This is a genomic window from Neptunicella sp. (genome assembly GCF_048268085.1).
Lineage (GTDB): Bacteria > Pseudomonadota > Gammaproteobacteria > Enterobacterales > Alteromonadaceae > Neptunicella.
The window spans coordinates 189,328-206,485 of record NZ_JBLWWF010000005.1 but is presented as its reverse complement, the minus strand read 5'-3'; the positions used below and the strand labels follow the sequence as shown (position 1 = coordinate 206,485).

Below are 17,158 nucleotides of genomic sequence, written 5' to 3'. Positions count from 1 at the left end.
TACAAAGGCAGGCTGGATTATTGGTATGTTGTGATAAATTTTAATGTGATTAACTCAACTTGTTGTTTGTGTGTATTAGCAGAAAAAGTATGATCGGCTTCAGGTAGTTTATGTTCCTGCCATTTTTGTTTAACCACTGATTGCCATTTTTTTTCGGCTTTGGTTTGTTCACTAAATTCTCGTGCAGTTAAATCATTGCCGCTTAATATTAAGCAAACCGGCCCATTAAACAGTTGTGCCCCGACTAACATACCTTGCTGATAGCTTTGAGTGTTTTGCTGATCTTTTTGTAAACTGCTCGATACCATGCCTTTGGCTTCTTTCAGGCTACCTCCGATATTGACCTTGCCACTAAATAATTTTTGCCAAAACGCTTTAGATAGTAATCGTTGCAGGTAGTAAAACTTTACCATGGTTTTAGCCATTGCCTGATCATTACGTAACCATGGATTAAGTAATACCAAACCGCTAATACGTGAATCGTGATGGGCATATAACAAGGCTGCCGAGGCAGCGTCACATAATCCCCAGATTACGACTTTAGATACCTCAGGGCATTGTGCTAATAAACAATCTGTTGCGGCTTTAATATCCTCATCCAGTTGCTCGAATGGTTGTTTCGCTCCAGCGGCATCGCCCATTCCTCTTACATCAAAGCGAAAACTAACAATGTTTTGGTTAGCTAAAAACCGGGACAATTGCACAAATTGCCGATGGCTGCCTACCCGATATTGAGGCCCTCCCACCACAACCAATACTGCTGTAGGGAGTGCAGATTCAGGACGATGTAAAATACCCAAGGTAGCATGTTGGTTAATCTTGAAACTAATCGCCGATTCCATTAAACCATCTCCAACTGTTTCAATGCCGCTAAGCTAAGCGGATATAAATCGGGTAAATCAAATACTTCGGGAATTTGCCAGAAAGCGGGGGTATTAATGCACTCTAATTGACAAGTATCAGATGGCCAATTATCCATATAGCGCGTCACCGCGGGCGTGGGCGTATTAGCGGCCAGTTCAATCCAAGCAAGAGGGGTATTGGGCTGAAAATCAGCAGATACTTTTAAGGCTTCCATAGAGGTTAAAAGATTGCCGGTTAGCGGATAACCCGCTACTTCAACAGTATCTCCCGCAAGAATAAGCTCTCGCCAATTAGTTTTGTCCGTACCATTGGTCATCATACTTTTGGCTTGTTTAATTCTTAAAAACTGGCTGGCGAACTGTTTACCATTCATAACCGGTTTCCAATGTAATTGCGCTACTATAGGTAATTTATCCGCTAGCAATTGTTGATGAGTTAACGCTAATAAAGAACCAAATCGTACGCCCCACAATATAATGCGCTTCACTCCCTGAGCCATCATCCATTCACCGGCATGAATAATATCTGCTAGCCAATCGTCACAAGTCACGTGCTCAAATTCGCCTTCACTGTCACCTGTCCCTGCGTAATCTAAACTGACTGTCGCAATTCCCTGTGTGGCAAAAATATGTGCCTGTTTGGCTACCACAGCCCGCGCTAGGTTCAACTCTTCAGTAATTGAGGGTAAACACAAAATCGCGGTGTCGGACAATTCACCATACTGCGTGAGGAGAATATTACCTGTCGAGGAAGGGATGAAATGGCCTGATATCAACATGATGTGGGTAACTGAGTTAACTGCAGGTTATTGATTATTTTAATTACAAGATTAAGCAACTTACTTCCCTTAATTTAGCGGTGTTTATTTCAAATAACCGAATAAAAAATTGTTACCTAAAGTACAATGTTGGTAGCATGAGTTTAATACATACTAATAAAAATTTATGGATAAATGGAAGTATTATTCCCACCAACAATAGCTAACGCGAACGATTTTCCTGAAGTAATAATTAAGGCGTCGCCTAAATTCCAATTCAGAAAGTTAGATTTTCGAGCCTCGCTAAAAAAATCATCCCATATATTGCTAACCCGTAATGGTAGAGGTGCGATGGGAATTGCAGGTCAAAAATTACAATATACTGACCGAAAGAATATCGTGCTTATTCCTGCTTACCACTGCCCTGCTTTAGTCGAACCCTTTATATGGCTAAATTATGAGATTCGCTTTTATCCATTATTGCCTGATCTTAGTGTTGATATTGAGCAACTCAAAAATATTCTCAAAGATGATGTTACTCATTGTGTGGTCATTCGGTATTTTGGTTTTGCTCAAAATATTCAACAGGTCATTAATACAGTTCAGCAGAAAAATATTCTGGTTATTGAGGATTGTGCTCACGCATTGTTTGATTTTTTAGGTATTAGTCACCCTTTGAATACTCAGTCAGATGCTAAAATTTGTAGTATAAACAAACTATTACCTAGTATAGATGGTGGTGCGCTGTATTTTAAAAAGATTAGTTTTCCGCGAGTGAGTTACTGCACTTGGCTGGAAGAAATAAAAGGTATAATGTTTTTAGTAGGAGTAATCCCTTTAGTTAATAAAATAAGAAAGAAATTCAATCGCGGAAGTAAACGTGTACCAGAAGTGAATGTGTTAAAAAAGGCAGAAAGTAAAAATTTACCATCACTCACTTATTTTTCTGAAAAAGATTTAACTTCCAGTGGATTTCGTCACACAGAGCTTATTTTACGTCACAGTTGTATCGATAAGATCATACAAAAAAGGCAGGAGAATTTTACTTATTTGGTTAATCATTTAGTTAATTCAGATATAGGAAAGCCCTTATATAATAAGGTTCATCACAGTGTTCCTTATGTTGTACCATTCTTATTAAAACACGAAAAGTATTTTGCTGAATTAAGAAAAAAAGGCATTCAGATATTACGTTGGGAAGAAGTGGCGATCTCGGATTGTGAAGTTAGTCAAGACTATCGTAAGAGATTGATTCAGTTACCATGCCATCAACAATTATTAAAGTCCGAATTAGATATAATCATTCAAGCAATTACATCTTTGGAGTGCCAATAAAATGGAATGGACTTTTTTACCTGCAAACGAGTTTAAACAATATAAAAAGCGTTGGAATGAGTTAAATCAAGATAACCAAAATTTAGCTATTTTGAATACCGAGTTTATTGAACCGTTACTGGCATATTATTTCTCTGATGATGCATTATTGGCTATTGGGAGAGAACAGGGTGCAATCAATTGCATGCTTTTTTTACGTAAAAAAGCATGGGGAAGGTGGGAAACTATCATGCCATCACAAGCCCCATTGTGTTTAATGGTTACAACTCATAATCATTTCACTGACGAACTATTACAGTCCCTGTGTAAAGCATTACCAGGGGTTGTCATCCAATTAGATTTCTTGCAACTCGATAGTAAAAATCTGACGCTTCCCAACAAGCAACAATATGAATTGAGCGAATATATTATTACTGGGAATAGACCTGTTCCTGAGATATTTGACGATTATTTTAAATCGTTAGGCAAAAACTTGCGGCAAAACTATAACAAAGTCATCAATCGAGCCGCTAAAGCAGAACAGCAATTAGATTGCTATAAAGTCGATACTCCTGAGGATGTAGTACAAGGTGTTAAAACTTATGCCGAAATAGAGGCTAAAAGCTGGAAAGCTGATTTAGGAACCGCTATTGAACCGGATAATATTCAAGGAAAATACTATACAGAGATGATGGCTAAACTTGCTCAGAAAAACCAAGCCTGCGTATGGTATTACACTATTGACCAACAGATTGTTGCTTGTGATTTATGCGTTATTCAAAATCATACTCTAATTATTCTAAAAACCACCTTTGATGATGCTTATAGCAAATCGTCCCCTGCTCTACAAATGAAAGTCGATATGCTGCGCTATTATGCTGAGCATCCTCAAGAAGGGATTCATAACATTGAGTTTTTTGGTAAAGCAATGGAATGGCACAAACGTTTAGATTCAGAACTTCGTCCAATCAATCATTTAACTTGGTACCCGATCAATTTTTTATTGGCATTTATTAAACTGTTTAAAAAACTCAATAGTTAGTGTTTACTAATGTTCCGACCTAATTTAATACACGGCATCTCTATATATTTGTATGATATCGTGGCCGCCCAATAGGTCGCAATTAAGGTAAATGTAAATGTTAGGATTAATCTTAATCCTCCAGAATGAACCCCAAAATGTAAACTAAATAAAACTGCCATACCGATAAATACATTGTGGTAAAGGTATGTACTATAAGAAATATTACCGTAATGCATTAAAAACGTTTTAATTTTGCCATGCAGATTTAAGTTAGAAAACAGGCAGGTAAATACAGTCGCTATACCAATTAACCCATACCAATTCCACTGGTTCGACAATATCACTACATCAGGTAAATCAAACACTCGGTTAGTTACTGCAGATGCTAATAAAAGGAATGAGCATAATAAAACCACACCAATACGGGCCGATAAATGAAAGGTTTTTTTCGTATAGATATAACCAATCAAAACTCCCCCACCGAAGGTATAAGCTAAATTAAAAAAAGCCGGAGCTTCGTAATTCACGAAGCCTAATTTAGGTAAAAAATAGAGTAATCCGCATAGTGATATCACACCCAGCACACCACTTAAACGTAATAAAGCAATCATCAATGGAAAGATTAAATAATATTGAAACTCAACAGGTAAGCTCCAAAACGCATTATTAAACAATCCTTCTGGACCGGTAATATTAAAGGTTAAACTTAAATAGCTGAGCACATCAAAAAAGTCATAATTTGCTAAGAACTGCTTTTCGATCCAATAGCCTTGAGGGGAGGTGTATGCCATCCGGAAAAACAGGCTAAACAACATATAAATGATGAGTGCCATCACAAAAGGTGGCCAGATCCGGAAAAAACGCTTGATATAAAATTGAGGAATATACCGATGACCGACCTTACTGGCATTGCTGATATATAGCGTACAACCGCTTAGTACGAAGAATAACACCACTCCAAAGCTACCTAAATTCAATAACGTCAGGCAAAGAAAATGATCAACTGTATCGTGCTTTACATATGCAACATTGGTTGCATTAATAGAATGCGAGACAATAACGAAAAATGCAGCAATGCCACGTAGCCAGGTTAATTGATCTATATACTGTGATCTAGGGGATGTGATTTTAGTGTCCATACGTCTATATGCTTTTTTTTGTTTTGTCATGTAGGATAAAGGCTTTTATGTTGCTTATCCAAAGTTGATTACCTGCTTGGCTCAAATGAATCCCATCAGCAAGATAATATTGATCCCTCAAACTGGTCTGTTTGCCGATTAAGACATCTGTCATGTCTAAAATATCTAATCGTTCTGATTGATTACAAATATCTTGTAATGCTTTATTAATGTTTATTATGCGCTGATTCAATGAGACACTATTTTTAACCGTTTCATTTACTGGCAAAATCGTGTTGAATAAAATAGGAATATGTGGAGGAACGCGTGTTATTATTGCGCGGTAATTTTGTGTTATTTCATTATCGCTACGAATAGCTAAGTCATTGAATCCAATTGCAATAACTATTAGTTTTGCTTTGTCTAAAGAAGCATAAGTTGATATACGTTGTAATACTCCCCAAGTCGTGTCTTTGCCAATCCCCCAATTTACAGAGTGATCACTAATTGCAGACACGGCTAGGCTCGCAATATGACTATCACCTATAAAAATAATTGATTGAGATGGAAGATTTTTATCAACCCGATGTTGGAACGCCAATTGCTTATAGTAGTATTCTCCCAGCTCTTCTGATGGTTGGGCATAGCCCAGCTTATTTATTACTCTAGGAATGAAATTTGTTTTGACGATTAAAATAACGAGCAAAACATGCAAAATAATTAAATAAGTCGCGATTGCGGCATTTTTAGTGCTTCCGTTTATCACGTTTAGGGCAGCATATTTCTAACCATCCGAAGATGGAACTTAAGTGGTGACTTATCCCATGGGGTAAAGCGGTTTAATTGAAACATATCGCTTTGTGGTGTGGATATCCCCCAACTGGTCGATACCGCATAATCAAGCCCGGCTTGTTTAACAATTTCCACTGCGCTCAGTGGATAATCCTCAACAGGTTTGCCATTGGGGTAAGCAAAACCCACTACAGGCTGCTGTAGCCATTGTTCTAATTGCTGTTTACTTTGATTAATTTGTTGGTGTTGTTGTTCAGCACTTTGACTAGCTAAAATGGGGTGATCAACCGTATGAGCACCAATTTCTACCCCGGTTTCTGCGAGTTGTTTTATCTGTGCAGGGTTCATCATTTTATTGGCCACTTCATCGGCCTGATTATCGGCATATAACTGATCAATAATGGCAATGCGTTGCTGATAGTCCTGATATTTAATTAATGGGATTAATTTATAGGCTAATTCTCGGCGACTAGTGATATCGGTAACGTTTTCGCTGGGTAATTGTAATGTCGATAAATTAAATTCCGATAGACTGCTATTGCCGATTAGATCAATCAGTCGATCATTCCACATATTACCACCTTGGCTAAAACCGGTGGCCACATAAACGGTGGCTGGAATCTCATATTTAGCCAATATGGGCTGGGCGACAGTCAGATTATTCACATAACCATCATCAAAGGTAACGCATACCGAATTGGCCGGTAGCCTATTCATCTTGAGCAAGGTAATGGCTTCACTGAGTGGTAAAGGATTAAAATGGTCTTTTAGCAATTTCATTTGCCAATCGAATTCGGCTGCGTCTGGCTCAGAAGGACGCATGGGATCTTTTTGCGCAAAAACCTGATGGTAAATAAGAATGCTAAGTTTATTCTTACTGGTAAGTTGAGATAGTTGTTTTAGCATCCAATGCAACATGACTATTCGTTACCTTGTAACCATAATTCCAGAATAACCATTATCCATATCAATTCACCATAATAACCGGCATGGACACTTTGATGGGCTTTAAGCGCCTGATCAATAAGAGAATCATTAACAATTTTACGGGCTTTAAAGGCTTGTAAAGACGCTAATGTTAATTCTTTAAGTTGCTGGTTTTCTTTCATCCATACGCCAAAAGGTAAACCAAACCCATGTTTGCTTTTGGCTAAGGTGGCTTCGTTCAAAAAGCTCTTACAGGATTTTTTATAAAAATCCCGTAACTCACCACCGGGTAATTTTATTTCAGCCGGGATAGTGCAACTAAAGTCAACCAACTTGCGATCTAGTAGCGGAAAATCCACCGTTACCCCGGCTAGTTCACACATTTTAGTGACTTTGACTAAATCGTTATCAGCTAAGGTAAATTTCCAGTCCAGATACAACATACTGTCGACGGGATCATCGCTGGTGCATTGTTTATAGCGCTGGCGCTTAAGTTCAATCGGTTGTTCTTGATCTACTTCAGTTAAAAAAGCAGCGGGGAACATATTGTCAGCGCCCAGCTGTTTAATAAAGTTGTAGTTTTCCAGCCTGTCCGGCAATGGCACATCTGCCTGTTTAATATAGCTGGTGGCTTTTTTTAAACCGGGAAGGTTCGCAGCCAACGGGTTATTAAAGGCTAATCTGGGTAAGGCCTGTAACCACTTTGGGGCTTGATGAAAATGTTCAAATACTTTTTGTTTTGCGTAGCGTTCGTTGCCAGCAAACAATTCATCGCCCCCATCGCCGGCTAATAAATGGGTAACACCATGTTCCCTAGCGAAGGTGGCACAAAAATAGGCAGCCATGGCAGATGAATTACCAAAAGGCTCATCAAAGTACTGCGCGACTTTAACAAACTCCTTGGCGGCCATCTCTGGTTTCAAATATAACGTTTCATGCTGGGTATTAAAGTGTTCGGCGGTAATTTGGGCATACGCTGTTTCATCAAAAGCGGGGACTTCAAAACCAATGGAGAATGTTTTCGCTGGTTGCTGATGTTTGGCTAACATACCCGCAACGGTTGAACTATCCAGACCACCACTCAAGAACGCGCCGCAATCCGAAGTGACTTGTTGTTTAACCGTTTGTTCAATAACGCTTAAGCAATCTATGTGTGCTTGTTGAGGATTATCTAAATGCTTGGCAAATATGGGGCGATATAGGTTCTCAGTTGTGAATGCACCATTGGCGTCAAAAATAACCGCATTAGCTGGGGCGAGTTTAAAACACTCCTTATAGATAGTGTCAGGTGCCGGAATACAGTGAAAGTAAAAATAATTATAAATGGCCTGGGGCGCCAATGTGCAACTAACAGACTCTTGTTGTTTGATTAATTTAAGTGAGTCACTGATATACAAATTGCCATTTTGCAAAGTGTAATAACAGGGCTGAATACCAACGTGGTCGTTAACCAGCGATATAGTTTGATTTTTTTTATCAACAATTAACAACCAAAACGCGCCATTAAGATTACTGTATAAATCACTAATGTTTCGACGTGCTTGGTATCGCTGCGCTATATCCTTGGCACTAGAGCGTTGCCCATGAATTTGAATATTACTGCTACAGATAATATTTAACTCATCACTGTCAAAATGACTGACTTTGTTATGTGCACTAATCACAACCTGACAGTAAAAATCCTCGGAAAATCCCGTTTCAAGGCGTTTGTGGGTGATAGGTAAAGCGGATGAACTCATTATATTTACTCAATACTTCCATGAACACGACTATTGTTGCTAAATCAAAAACTTATAGCAATGGTTAAGTTAAGCCCATTATCGCTATTTCAATTTGGATATATTATATTTGTCGTATATTGCAAGCGAGAAATAAAGATATGCTTTATATGCGCACCAAACTAACATTCGCTATTTTATTGTGGGGCTGCATGTGTTCCGTTGTGTTAGCTGGGCAGAGTGGGGTATGCAGAAAAGTTATTTATGGTCCTGACCAATATGGTCCTATAGATTATTTTGATCCCGCAAATCATGCATTAGGCGCTGGCGGTAGAAAAAAAGAAAATAGTGTGACTATTGTGACCAATTATCATTTTACTAATGATATTAAAATACTTAAAAAAGGGCGTACATCAATTCAACTGGCTGGAGATCTTGATTATACGTTACGGGCAATCCCTAATAACGTCGATGCCCTTGACACGGCATCTAGGTTTGAGAATAAAAGAAGTACGTCCGAATACTACGCGAAAAAACAAAAAGCATTGCCTTATACTGCCGATTGCTACTTCCAAAGAGCCATTAGTATTTTTGGCGGTAAACAACCTGAATTATGGATGGTTTGGGCTATTCATAAACACCGCCAAGGGGAATACCCTAAAGCACTAGAATACTATCAAGAATCAATCAAGCAGGGGATGGAAGGAGCTGAGTTAGAATACAATATGGGATTAACTTATTTTAAACTTAAGGATTACGAAAACGCCCAAAAAAGAGCGGCCTCTGCATATAAAATGGGTTTTCAGTTACCGGGTCTAAAGAATATGTTAAACGAGGTGGGCTATCCTATAAAATAGGCTATTTAAGCTTATTTATAAGTACTTCTGCCACAATTCGAAATGGCATAAAAAGTAGATAAAAAATACTATTGGGTTTCATTTTAAGAATATCTACAAAGTAATCACGATTGATTGGTTTTCTTTTTATCAAGCGATGAAAAATATCCCGAGCGAAAGCCTCTTGTAGGTTACCAATTTTTTTACGATTCTTTTTAAAGAGCTCTGTACTCAATGGGTAAAATTTTTCTGCAGAGACCCAAACAAACATTTCGTTACGAACTCTTCGTAATGAATGTTCGGTTCCCCAACCTGAACCTTGGTAGATATTAATACCTTCGCCATTATCGCAACCTACTTGAGTCGAAAATACATACTGTGCACCAAGTTGGCCCATATCCATCCAGAAGAAAAAGTCCTGTCCATTAAAAAATTCTTCACGAAAGCGCAGATTCGGGTATTTTTTAAAGTTATACACCACGGTTGAAGTCTGTATCACTCCACCGCCATCACTAAGGATATGCTCTATCGGCGTCATACCTAATTCATAAACTTCCGATAGGCCAGCAACTAGTTTATGTTGAGTGGGGTCAAGTGTTTGAATACGTTCAAAATTGGTCGATTCGGGAAAATTATAAGACCACCAATCAGAGAAATAGGCATCATAGCCTTGCTCTAATGCTTTTATAGCATTCTCTATATGGTGCGGTTTCCAACTGTCATCTGAATCTAAAAATGCGACATAATTTGTATCAGTAGTTACCGCATTAAGAGCCCTATTTCTGGCAGCGCCAGCCCCACCATTTGCCTGTTCAATTAATGTTATTTTATCGTCTGGAAATTCAGTTGTGCTTTGTAGTTCACTGGAAGCTGAGCATGGAGAACTATCATCGACGATAATGACCTGCACATTAGCTGCAATGGTCTGATTGAATATTGAGCGGAGGCAATTTACTAATAACCCGGCTTTTTTTTGATAGTAAGGAATAACAACGGCAATTTTCAGTTCATTCATTGTTTCACTAGTCATGTTATTTCTCATTTAATTATGCTCATCAGATAAACTTAAATCCGTTTATGTTTTCTTAGATTATTTATAACAGAAGAAATATCTCTGGAAAACGGATGCTTAGTCACATAAATCATTATTAGCCACGCAATGGCGAACAATATGCAATTTAATAGGAAAATGGAAATTGAATTTCTCATTGAGTCAACTTCCAATATTTTTATGAGTGTTACCGGCGCTATGGTCATGATACAAATAAACATACTTGGAGAGGCTGATTTAAAAAGTTGTTTATAAGTAAACCCTGTTATTTGGTATAAATGATAATTATATAAAACCATTGCAATCGACCAGGTTAACGCCCAGATACCAGCAATCCAGTACACGCTAAAATATGAAGCAATGATAATTCCGATAATATGTATCGGGGCAATTATCATACTAATCCATAAGCGCTTTTTAACATGCCCTGTTGCTACAAGTACATTGGGGGCAAGTGTTGAAAAAGTGCATATAAATTGACTGCAAGCTAGAATCGTTGCAATAGGAGCGGCGGCTAGCCATTGGTCACCAAATAGAATATAAATAATATTCTCTGATTCTAATGCGACAAAGGCAAAAAATGGCCAAGCTAAAGCCGTAAAATAAGCAATGGCATTGCAATAATCGGCCAGTAAATTTTCTCGTGACTTATGAAATGATAACGCAAAAGAAGGAGCTGCTACTCGTGTGACAGCGGAAGTTACATTTACCCAAAATAAATTAACCAATCCCATTGCACGGCTAAAAATACCTAATTGAGCAAAGCCAAACTGATGGCTAATGATCAGCTCATGAGCATTGTTCATTACCACTTCAATGGTGCGGGATAAGCTAAAGGTCATGCCAAATCGCCAGACATATCGCATTTGTTTTAGGCTTGGCATTAATAGTGATTCTTTGGGTCTAAGATAAGTTACAAGTATCGTTTGTGAAATAATACTGGCTAATGATGCCCAAGCTAAACTCATATAGGAATAGCCAGCATAGGCTAATGAAATGGCTGTAATAGCATGAATTAGGGTGGAAGGGGTTTGTACAAGAAATATTTTATTAAAGCTCATTTCCCGGTTTAATAGCGCAAAACCGGGAGACGCGAGTGGCAAAACTAAAAAGCTAAGTACTTGCACGGCGATTATATGAGCAACCCCAGGTTCTTGGTAAAAACTGGCAATGCTGTCTTTGACTAAAAATAAGATAAAACCAATAGACCAGGCCATGACAAAGGCCAATGCATAAGCACCCGTCAATTTATTTTTAGTTAGCTCTTTTTCCTGGATAATATATTCACTAACTCCAAAATCCCGGAAAATAGTTAGCATCATAGTTAACGCAGCACATAAAGAAAATATGCCAACTTCTTCTGGTGTTAATAATCTCGCTAATACCATCGAGCTAATGAGCGTAATGATTTGACTGATATACCGTTCACTAAAAGACCAAACGAGTGACTTTTTAATTGATGACATAATTTCCTTTATTTATCGCTATTAGGCTAACTTACATCCGTTTAACCTATCAAAAAATTACGTCTAAATTTTCTGGTTATTGCTTTGAAAAGTGAACGAACATTTTCTCTCTCACTAAATGTGTAACCTAATGCTTTATGTGAGATATTTTCATCATTAAAGGAAGGGCTCTCCATCACATTTTTGACTATCTCGCATAGTTGTGCCGAATTAGCCTCCCAATCATAATGCTGATTTGCACTCTTAAGTGCGTTAGCTGATAGAGTTTTCACTTCTGAAAAGTTATCTACAATATATTGCAGGGAATCTTTCAGGCTCTCCAGGTTACATATACTTTCTGGCCAATAATAACCGTCTGGCCGACTAATATATTTGTCAACCGACACGAGTAAACCATTTTCACCATGAGTAATAAATTCATTCATCGGAGCACAATCAGTTGTGATGACAGGCAATCCCATGGCGAGTGCTTCGCAAATCGTTAAGCCAATACCTTCGAGTTTAGTTGGGTAAACATAGACATTACCTAAATGATAAAGCCCTGGAGGGGAAACAGACTTTTCAATAAAAGTAATATTTTTATTATTCAAAATAAGCTCACTTATTTCTTTATAGTAATTTACTGGCACTTGCGAGTGTATGACGAGTTCGGCATCAGTTTTAATTTCAGAAAAAGCGCGTACTAATAAATCAGTTCCTTTACGTAATTTTATTCCTCCCATGCCTGCTGAATGAAAAAATACCGGTCTCTTAAATTCAGATTTTTGATCAAGTTTAGAAAAGTCGAACTTGTTAAGATCTGTGCCCCAAGGAATAAAAAATGCGCCTGGATGCCAATCGAATACGCTGAAATGTCGTTTTGTATTGCAGATCAATCCATCATATAGACTAAAAAATGGTACTGTTTCTTGTGTGTAATAATCAATGTAGGCTATCGTTTTAATGCCTAGCTTTTTGGCATCCACGATGATTTCCCAATCTTTTTGTTCGTTAAATATAACAAGATCGATTTGATTATCTTTAATCCAAGATTTAAATTCAGACCAATCTATTCTGGTTTCACTGTCTTTGAAAATTTTACCCCAAAATACAGGATAAACTTGCCAATATTCTGATGTTTTGTCGTATTTTTCTCCGCCTCTTGCAAAAATGAAGATATCATTTTCTTTAGCTAAAACATCAGCATATTGTCGAGAAACAAAAGCTGCACCACGATCAAACCATGTTGTAACAATTCCAATTTTCACCTTAATCCCTCTAATTTCAATTCTGAATGAATATATGCCAGGAAATATATTTCATCGAATGCTTTCATATTGACTAAATTGACAGAAAGATGCAGTCTGCAAAGTATTCATTTCTCAAAACATTGTATCTCTTGCTGTGCCTGATGTAAGCAAACCCATTACTATTTTAATGATTTCTTTTCACTTCCCACCGATCTCTGCTAGCAGTGGGTATTTACGGGTACTCAAATTTGCTAAGTATTTACCACAATTTAATTTCAACCCTATTATTTTAACCGCTAATTCAACGGCTTATGAATTTAGCGACAGCAATAATAATATATTACTCGAACAAATTGACGATAATATTCCAATTTATCGTAGTTGGGCATTAGATACTCGCCGACATCTTGCCATAAAGGGAAAATATATTTCATGGTTAGCATTACCGGATCCGTGGGTAAGCTGGATCCCTTCAACCTTGATAAAAAGTCGTCATATTTTCAAACGACATAAGGTCGATGCGGTTTGGGCAACATATCCGATAGCATCCGCATTGGTAATTGGTTATATGCTCGCAAAGCTATACAAAAAACCGTTATTTATTGATCTAAGAGATCCGGTTTGGGAAGAGGAAACTTGGCATAATAGTTTACAGCTACGCATGTTGCGGTGGATAGAAAGTAAAGTTATTCATCGTGCTAAAGCGGTTATCTTTACCTCTCCTGGAACTATAAAAAAATATAAAAAACGTTACCCTCAAAAATTGCACAATAAATTTCATTTAATTGAAAACGGTTTTGATGAAACTGATTTTGAATCTTTACCTGTTCTAGCTAAAGACTCTCGTAAGATTTTTTTACACAGTGGACTTTTACCGAGATATGAGAGAGATCCCGAGTGCTTTTTTCAGGCTTTGGCGGACTTGAAACAGCAAAATTTGCTTGATCATAATAAGATAGCATTCCGTTTCCGAGCTACCGGTAATGATGATGAATATCAGCAAAGAGTTATCGAATTAGGGATAGACGATATTGTCGAGTTCAAAAAACGTAAAGATTACCGTTATGCATTAGCAGAAATGTTCAGTGTTGATGTACTGATGATTTTTCAACATCGCACTTGTGACTGGCAAATTCCAGCTAAATTATTTGAATATTTCAGAGCGGGCAAGCCCGTGCTGATGTTAGCAGGTGAAAATAGCGATACTATTACTATTGCCAATCAGGCTAACTGCCCTTTTGTTAGTGCTGAAATCGACGATGTTGAGCAAATAAAAAGTGCAATTATCACAATGCTACAACCACCACCAACAAATACCGTTACCGATATAACTAGGTATTCTAGGCGACAAGGAGCGGCCAAGGTCGCTACCTTAATCAAATCAATAGATAACTAAGAGTGTTTAATATCTGGATTATCGCTCTTTATTTGTTCCACTGTGTCTGAGCGATGTTTTGTTTTTGCTAATAACGCTGAGCGATTCACCTGCATAACTACAATAATACCTAGCACGGCATATACCAGATCAAAGTAGGCTCGGCTCACGTTAGCGCCATTAATGCAAAATCCAATAATAGATAGACTCAATGCACTACACAAATAAGCGATCCATTGCTGGTTTTGTTGTATCGCCATTTTTTGAGTATCTTTATTTATTTTCAGAGCTCTATAGAAAATCAATAAGAATAAACCTAATCCAACAAAGCCATGATCGCCCAGTACTTGCATGTATATATTATGTGCGGCTAATGAGTGTTGAGTATCTGGTATTGGTGGAGTCTTTAGTGGAGGATAATTAGGCGTCATAGGTGCGTAATAATACCAAATTGCTGGATCAATAACGGCTCTAAAACCTCCGCCAGTTAAAGGGTGATCCACTGCAATCATAGTCGATATTTTCCATGCCCAAAGTCGTCCAATAAATGAGCCATCCTGAGTGGCCGCCGTTTCAACTGTAGATTGCCTTTCTTTCCATTCAGTGGGAGCAAATGAATAAAATAGTGGAATAATGCATAGTGCAATTGCTGCAATTTTTAATTTGCTTTTGGATTTCCACCAAAATGCAGCGCCTATAATAAGTAGCCCTACAAAGCCAGCTCGAGAATATGTACCAACTACCGCAATAATATTTAGTGCTAGCAACCCCCATAGCCCCTTTTTAAGCATGCTATGTTTACAGGTTTGCGCCAGATAAATAATTAACGGAATACACATATTGATCGCGACAACTAAATCATTACGGTCTTGTATCTGACCTGCCACACCGACAATTCTATAACTTCCTCCAGATACTATAAATTTAAATGCTCCAGATGCTGCAAATGTAGAAATGGAAAGCACAATTGCCCATATACAAGTGTCTACATGTAAGCGACTTCTCATAGTAAGAATAATGAATAAAAATAACATCAATACTTTCATAAATTCAAACCAATGACCCCAGACTTGTTCTGGATAAACGGTAATGTTTGAATACGATGACAGTATTGTCCAAAACCCGAAAAGGAAGATTAAAACGCTAATTGAGCCGCCTTTGAACTTTTTATCTTCCATTCTTAATAGATAGGCAATAGCGGTAATTATAACTATGGTCAGATTCATACGAAATTGCGTTGAAAAACCAAATGCCCAGTCTGCAGGCGCAGTAAGTGCAATCCATACCCATGCGCAAACACCTAAATAAGGACGTTTAAATGCATAAAAGATAGCTACAAAAAGTAGAAAAACTAAAGCTAGATCACGCATTATTTATCTTCCTTTTTGGAAGAGTAATAAAATAGATAGCATAGGCACAATATGTCGGCAGCGAGATATAAGCTATCTATCATAACGACTGTGTCCGGGGTGCTTGTTGAACATGTGATTGGTTAACCAGGTTAGTAAATAAGGTATATAACAGGTCACTAGTATGTTGCCAAGAAAACTGTTCTGCGTATTGTCGAACAGAAGAACGCACTGGTGGATGTTCAACTAATTGCTGTATGGTGTGTCTAATTTGTTCAACATTACGCTCGGGTATTAGTAAACCGGCTTCTTTACTGGCAACTACTTCGGGAGTGCCCCAAATTGCAGTGGCAATAACAGGCGTGCCGCAGGCCATCGATTCAAGCAACACATTTGCCCAACCCTCTCTGCTTGAAGCCAGTACTAAAGCATCTGATGCGGCATAATAATCACGTAATTGTTGTTGATTTAATAAACCCAAGAAAGTCACTCGATTGTCTAAGTTAAGTTCTTTTACCTGTTTTTTTAAACTGTTTTCCAGTGGCCCGTGCCCGGCAATGCATAAATGAATATTTGGTAACTGTGTTAATGCCTCGATAATTAAATGATGGCCTTTTAGTTCTATTAAATTACCCACAGACAATAAAGTAAAACCAGTAATGCCAAGTTTTTGTCGTAATTTATCTCTATCTTCTTCAGGAGAAAATTTAATTAAATCAACCCCATTTCTGGCTACTTCAACACTTTTACAATGAGGGGCCAAATGCCGCATTTCATCGGCTAACGCTTTACACACTGCAATCGCCTGGGTGCAATTTCTGAGCGCCCATTTAATCATTCGTCTTGGTAAGGTGTATTGGGGTATTAAGTGTATGTCGCTGCCTCTGGCAGTAATAGCAATGGGCTTGCCTAACTTTTTAGCCAACCAAGTCGCCGCCACACCATCGGGGAAAAAATAATGACAATCAATCACATCAAAATCAAAACCGTCACGTTGTAATTTTTTTAGTTTGGGTAACAGTGCCATTGCCATCAACATGGGGGCCAAACTCATTCCTATCTTAGGAATGACGGGATAACGAGGATGGTCGATGGTGAGATTATTACGCACCTCAGAGGCGGGAATTTGGGCGTACTTTGCATATTCACCAAAAATACCGAATGAAAATGGAAACCAGGGAATTGCAGCCATTACTCTGATCTCAGTATCGGGATACATCGCTTTAAAATTCAAAACACGGTTTTCAATAAAAATACCGTGTCTAGGTTGTTCGCTATTAGGATACAGAGTGGTTAAGACTAATATTTTCATTGTTTAGCTAGCCACCGGATCAAAAA

The 17,158-nt window shown here is 38.0% G+C and carries 15 protein-coding genes; 4 read left to right on the top strand and 11 right to left on the bottom strand.

Features of this window, described 5'->3' with window-relative positions:
• Nucleotides 1-17: 17 nt before the first annotated feature.
• Nucleotides 18-842, bottom strand: a complete 825-nt coding sequence (locus ACTD55_RS05935; RefSeq protein ID WP_438863392.1) for a hydrolase 1, exosortase A system-associated — start codon at nucleotides 840-842, stop codon at nucleotides 18-20.
• On the bottom strand, nucleotides 842-1,642 hold the full coding sequence (locus ACTD55_RS05930; protein ID WP_438863391.1) for a hypothetical protein: 801 nt from the start codon (nucleotides 1,640-1,642) through the stop codon (nucleotides 842-844). The genes ACTD55_RS05935 and ACTD55_RS05930 overlap by 1 nt, the downstream gene beginning before the upstream one ends.
• 174 nt (nucleotides 1,643-1,816) lie before the next feature.
• Here ACTD55_RS05930 and ACTD55_RS05925 point away from each other — a divergent pair, with 174 nt between their 5' ends.
• Complete coding sequence (locus tag ACTD55_RS05925; protein WP_438863390.1) at nucleotides 1,817-2,956, top strand: DegT/DnrJ/EryC1/StrS family aminotransferase; 1,140 nt, start codon at nucleotides 1,817-1,819, stop codon at nucleotides 2,954-2,956.
• Nucleotide 2,957: 1 nt separating this feature from the next.
• A complete protein-coding gene (locus ACTD55_RS05920; protein WP_438863389.1) occupies nucleotides 2,958-3,977 on the top strand; it encodes a GNAT family N-acetyltransferase in 1,020 nt (339 codons plus the stop codon).
• Here the strand turns inward: ACTD55_RS05920 and ACTD55_RS05915 are convergent.
• The 4 genes from ACTD55_RS05915 to ACTD55_RS05900 are packed head-to-tail and all read right to left on the bottom strand — an operon-like array spanning nucleotide 3,974 to nucleotide 8,535.
• The gene (locus ACTD55_RS05915; RefSeq protein WP_438863388.1) at nucleotides 3,974-5,128 is read right to left on the bottom strand and encodes an acyltransferase family protein; all 1,155 of its coding nucleotides are present in this window, start codon (nucleotides 5,126-5,128) and stop codon (nucleotides 3,974-3,976) included. The genes ACTD55_RS05920 and ACTD55_RS05915 overlap by 4 nt on opposite strands.
• Nucleotides 5,103-5,843: a GDSL-type esterase/lipase family protein gene (locus ACTD55_RS05910; protein WP_438863387.1), complete on the bottom strand. Its 741-nt coding sequence runs from the start codon at nucleotides 5,841-5,843 to the stop codon at nucleotides 5,103-5,105. The genes ACTD55_RS05915 and ACTD55_RS05910 overlap by 26 nt, the downstream gene beginning before the upstream one ends.
• Nucleotides 5,844-5,845: 2 nt before the next feature.
• The gene (locus tag ACTD55_RS05905; protein WP_438863386.1) at nucleotides 5,846-6,787 is read right to left on the bottom strand and encodes a polysaccharide deacetylase family protein; all 942 of its coding nucleotides are present in this window, start codon (nucleotides 6,785-6,787) and stop codon (nucleotides 5,846-5,848) included.
• 2 nt (nucleotides 6,788-6,789) lie between these two features.
• Nucleotides 6,790-8,535, bottom strand: a complete 1,746-nt coding sequence (locus tag ACTD55_RS05900; RefSeq protein ID WP_438863385.1) for an asparagine synthetase B family protein — start codon at nucleotides 8,533-8,535, stop codon at nucleotides 6,790-6,792.
• A 149-nt stretch (nucleotides 8,536-8,684) separates the two neighbouring features.
• On the opposite strand from ACTD55_RS05900, the gene ACTD55_RS05895 reads away from it, so the two are divergent.
• The gene (locus ACTD55_RS05895; RefSeq protein ID WP_438863384.1) at nucleotides 8,685-9,371 is read left to right on the top strand and encodes a tetratricopeptide repeat protein; all 687 of its coding nucleotides are present in this window, start codon (nucleotides 8,685-8,687) and stop codon (nucleotides 9,369-9,371) included.
• A 1-nt stretch (nucleotide 9,372) separates the two neighbouring features.
• Here ACTD55_RS05895 and ACTD55_RS05890 read toward each other — a convergent pair whose 3' ends face one another.
• Genes ACTD55_RS05890 through ACTD55_RS05880 form a run of 3 tightly spaced genes read right to left on the bottom strand, consistent with a single transcriptional unit; the run spans nucleotide 9,373 to nucleotide 13,114 of the window.
• Nucleotides 9,373-10,380, bottom strand: a complete 1,008-nt coding sequence (locus tag ACTD55_RS05890) for a glycosyltransferase family 2 protein (protein WP_438863383.1) — start codon at nucleotides 10,378-10,380, stop codon at nucleotides 9,373-9,375.
• A 35-nt stretch (nucleotides 10,381-10,415) separates the two neighbouring features.
• Nucleotides 10,416-11,867: a lipopolysaccharide biosynthesis protein gene (locus ACTD55_RS05885; RefSeq protein ID WP_438863382.1), complete on the bottom strand. Its 1,452-nt coding sequence runs from the start codon at nucleotides 11,865-11,867 to the stop codon at nucleotides 10,416-10,418.
• A 41-nt stretch (nucleotides 11,868-11,908) separates the two neighbouring features.
• A complete protein-coding gene (locus ACTD55_RS05880; RefSeq protein ID WP_438863381.1) occupies nucleotides 11,909-13,114 on the bottom strand; it encodes a glycosyltransferase family 4 protein in 1,206 nt (401 codons plus the stop codon).
• A 136-nt stretch (nucleotides 13,115-13,250) separates the two neighbouring features.
• Here ACTD55_RS05880 and ACTD55_RS05875 point away from each other — a divergent pair, with 136 nt between their 5' ends.
• The gene (locus ACTD55_RS05875; protein ID WP_438863380.1) at nucleotides 13,251-14,492 is read left to right on the top strand and encodes a glycosyltransferase family 4 protein; all 1,242 of its coding nucleotides are present in this window, start codon (nucleotides 13,251-13,253) and stop codon (nucleotides 14,490-14,492) included.
• Here the strand turns inward: ACTD55_RS05875 and ACTD55_RS05870 are convergent.
• Together ACTD55_RS05870 and ACTD55_RS05865 are read right to left on the bottom strand one after the other, a co-directional pair.
• On the bottom strand, nucleotides 14,489-15,841 hold the full coding sequence (locus ACTD55_RS05870) for a putative O-glycosylation ligase, exosortase A system-associated (RefSeq protein WP_438863379.1): 1,353 nt from the start codon (nucleotides 15,839-15,841) through the stop codon (nucleotides 14,489-14,491). The genes ACTD55_RS05875 and ACTD55_RS05870 overlap by 4 nt on opposite strands.
• 79 nt (nucleotides 15,842-15,920) lie before the next feature.
• Nucleotides 15,921-17,132 (bottom strand): glycosyltransferase family 4 protein, encoded by a 1,212-nt coding sequence (locus tag ACTD55_RS05865; RefSeq protein ID WP_438863378.1) that lies wholly within the window; start codon nucleotides 17,130-17,132, stop codon nucleotides 15,921-15,923.
• Between the last annotated feature and the right edge of the window lie 26 nt (nucleotides 17,133-17,158).

Coding starts and splice junctions, on each gene's coding strand:
- ACTD55_RS05935 (WP_438863392.1), bottom strand. CDS start 842: ATGGAATCGGCGATTAGTTTCAAGATTAACCAACATGCTACCTTGGGT.
- ACTD55_RS05930 (WP_438863391.1), bottom strand. CDS start 1,642: ATGTTGATATCAGGCCATTTCATCCCTTCCTCGACAGGTAATATTCTC.
- ACTD55_RS05925 (WP_438863390.1), top strand. CDS start 1,817: ATGGAAGTATTATTCCCACCAACAATAGCTAACGCGAACGATTTTCCT.
- ACTD55_RS05920 (WP_438863389.1), top strand. CDS start 2,958: ATGGAATGGACTTTTTTACCTGCAAACGAGTTTAAACAATATAAAAAG.
- ACTD55_RS05915 (WP_438863388.1), bottom strand. CDS start 5,128: ATGACAAAACAAAAAAAAGCATATAGACGTATGGACACTAAAATCACA.
- ACTD55_RS05905 (WP_438863386.1), bottom strand. CDS start 6,787: ATGTTGCATTGGATGCTAAAACAACTATCTCAACTTACCAGTAAGAAT.
- ACTD55_RS05900 (WP_438863385.1), bottom strand. CDS start 8,535: ATGAGTTCATCCGCTTTACCTATCACCCACAAACGCCTTGAAACGGGA.
- ACTD55_RS05895 (WP_438863384.1), top strand. CDS start 8,685: ATGCGCACCAAACTAACATTCGCTATTTTATTGTGGGGCTGCATGTGT.
- ACTD55_RS05890 (WP_438863383.1), bottom strand. CDS start 10,380: ATGACTAGTGAAACAATGAATGAACTGAAAATTGCCGTTGTTATTCCT.
- ACTD55_RS05885 (WP_438863382.1), bottom strand. CDS start 11,867: ATGTCATCAATTAAAAAGTCACTCGTTTGGTCTTTTAGTGAACGGTAT.
- ACTD55_RS05870 (WP_438863379.1), bottom strand. CDS start 15,841: ATGCGTGATCTAGCTTTAGTTTTTCTACTTTTTGTAGCTATCTTTTAT.
- ACTD55_RS05865 (WP_438863378.1), bottom strand. CDS start 17,132: ATGAAAATATTAGTCTTAACCACTCTGTATCCTAATAGCGAACAACCT.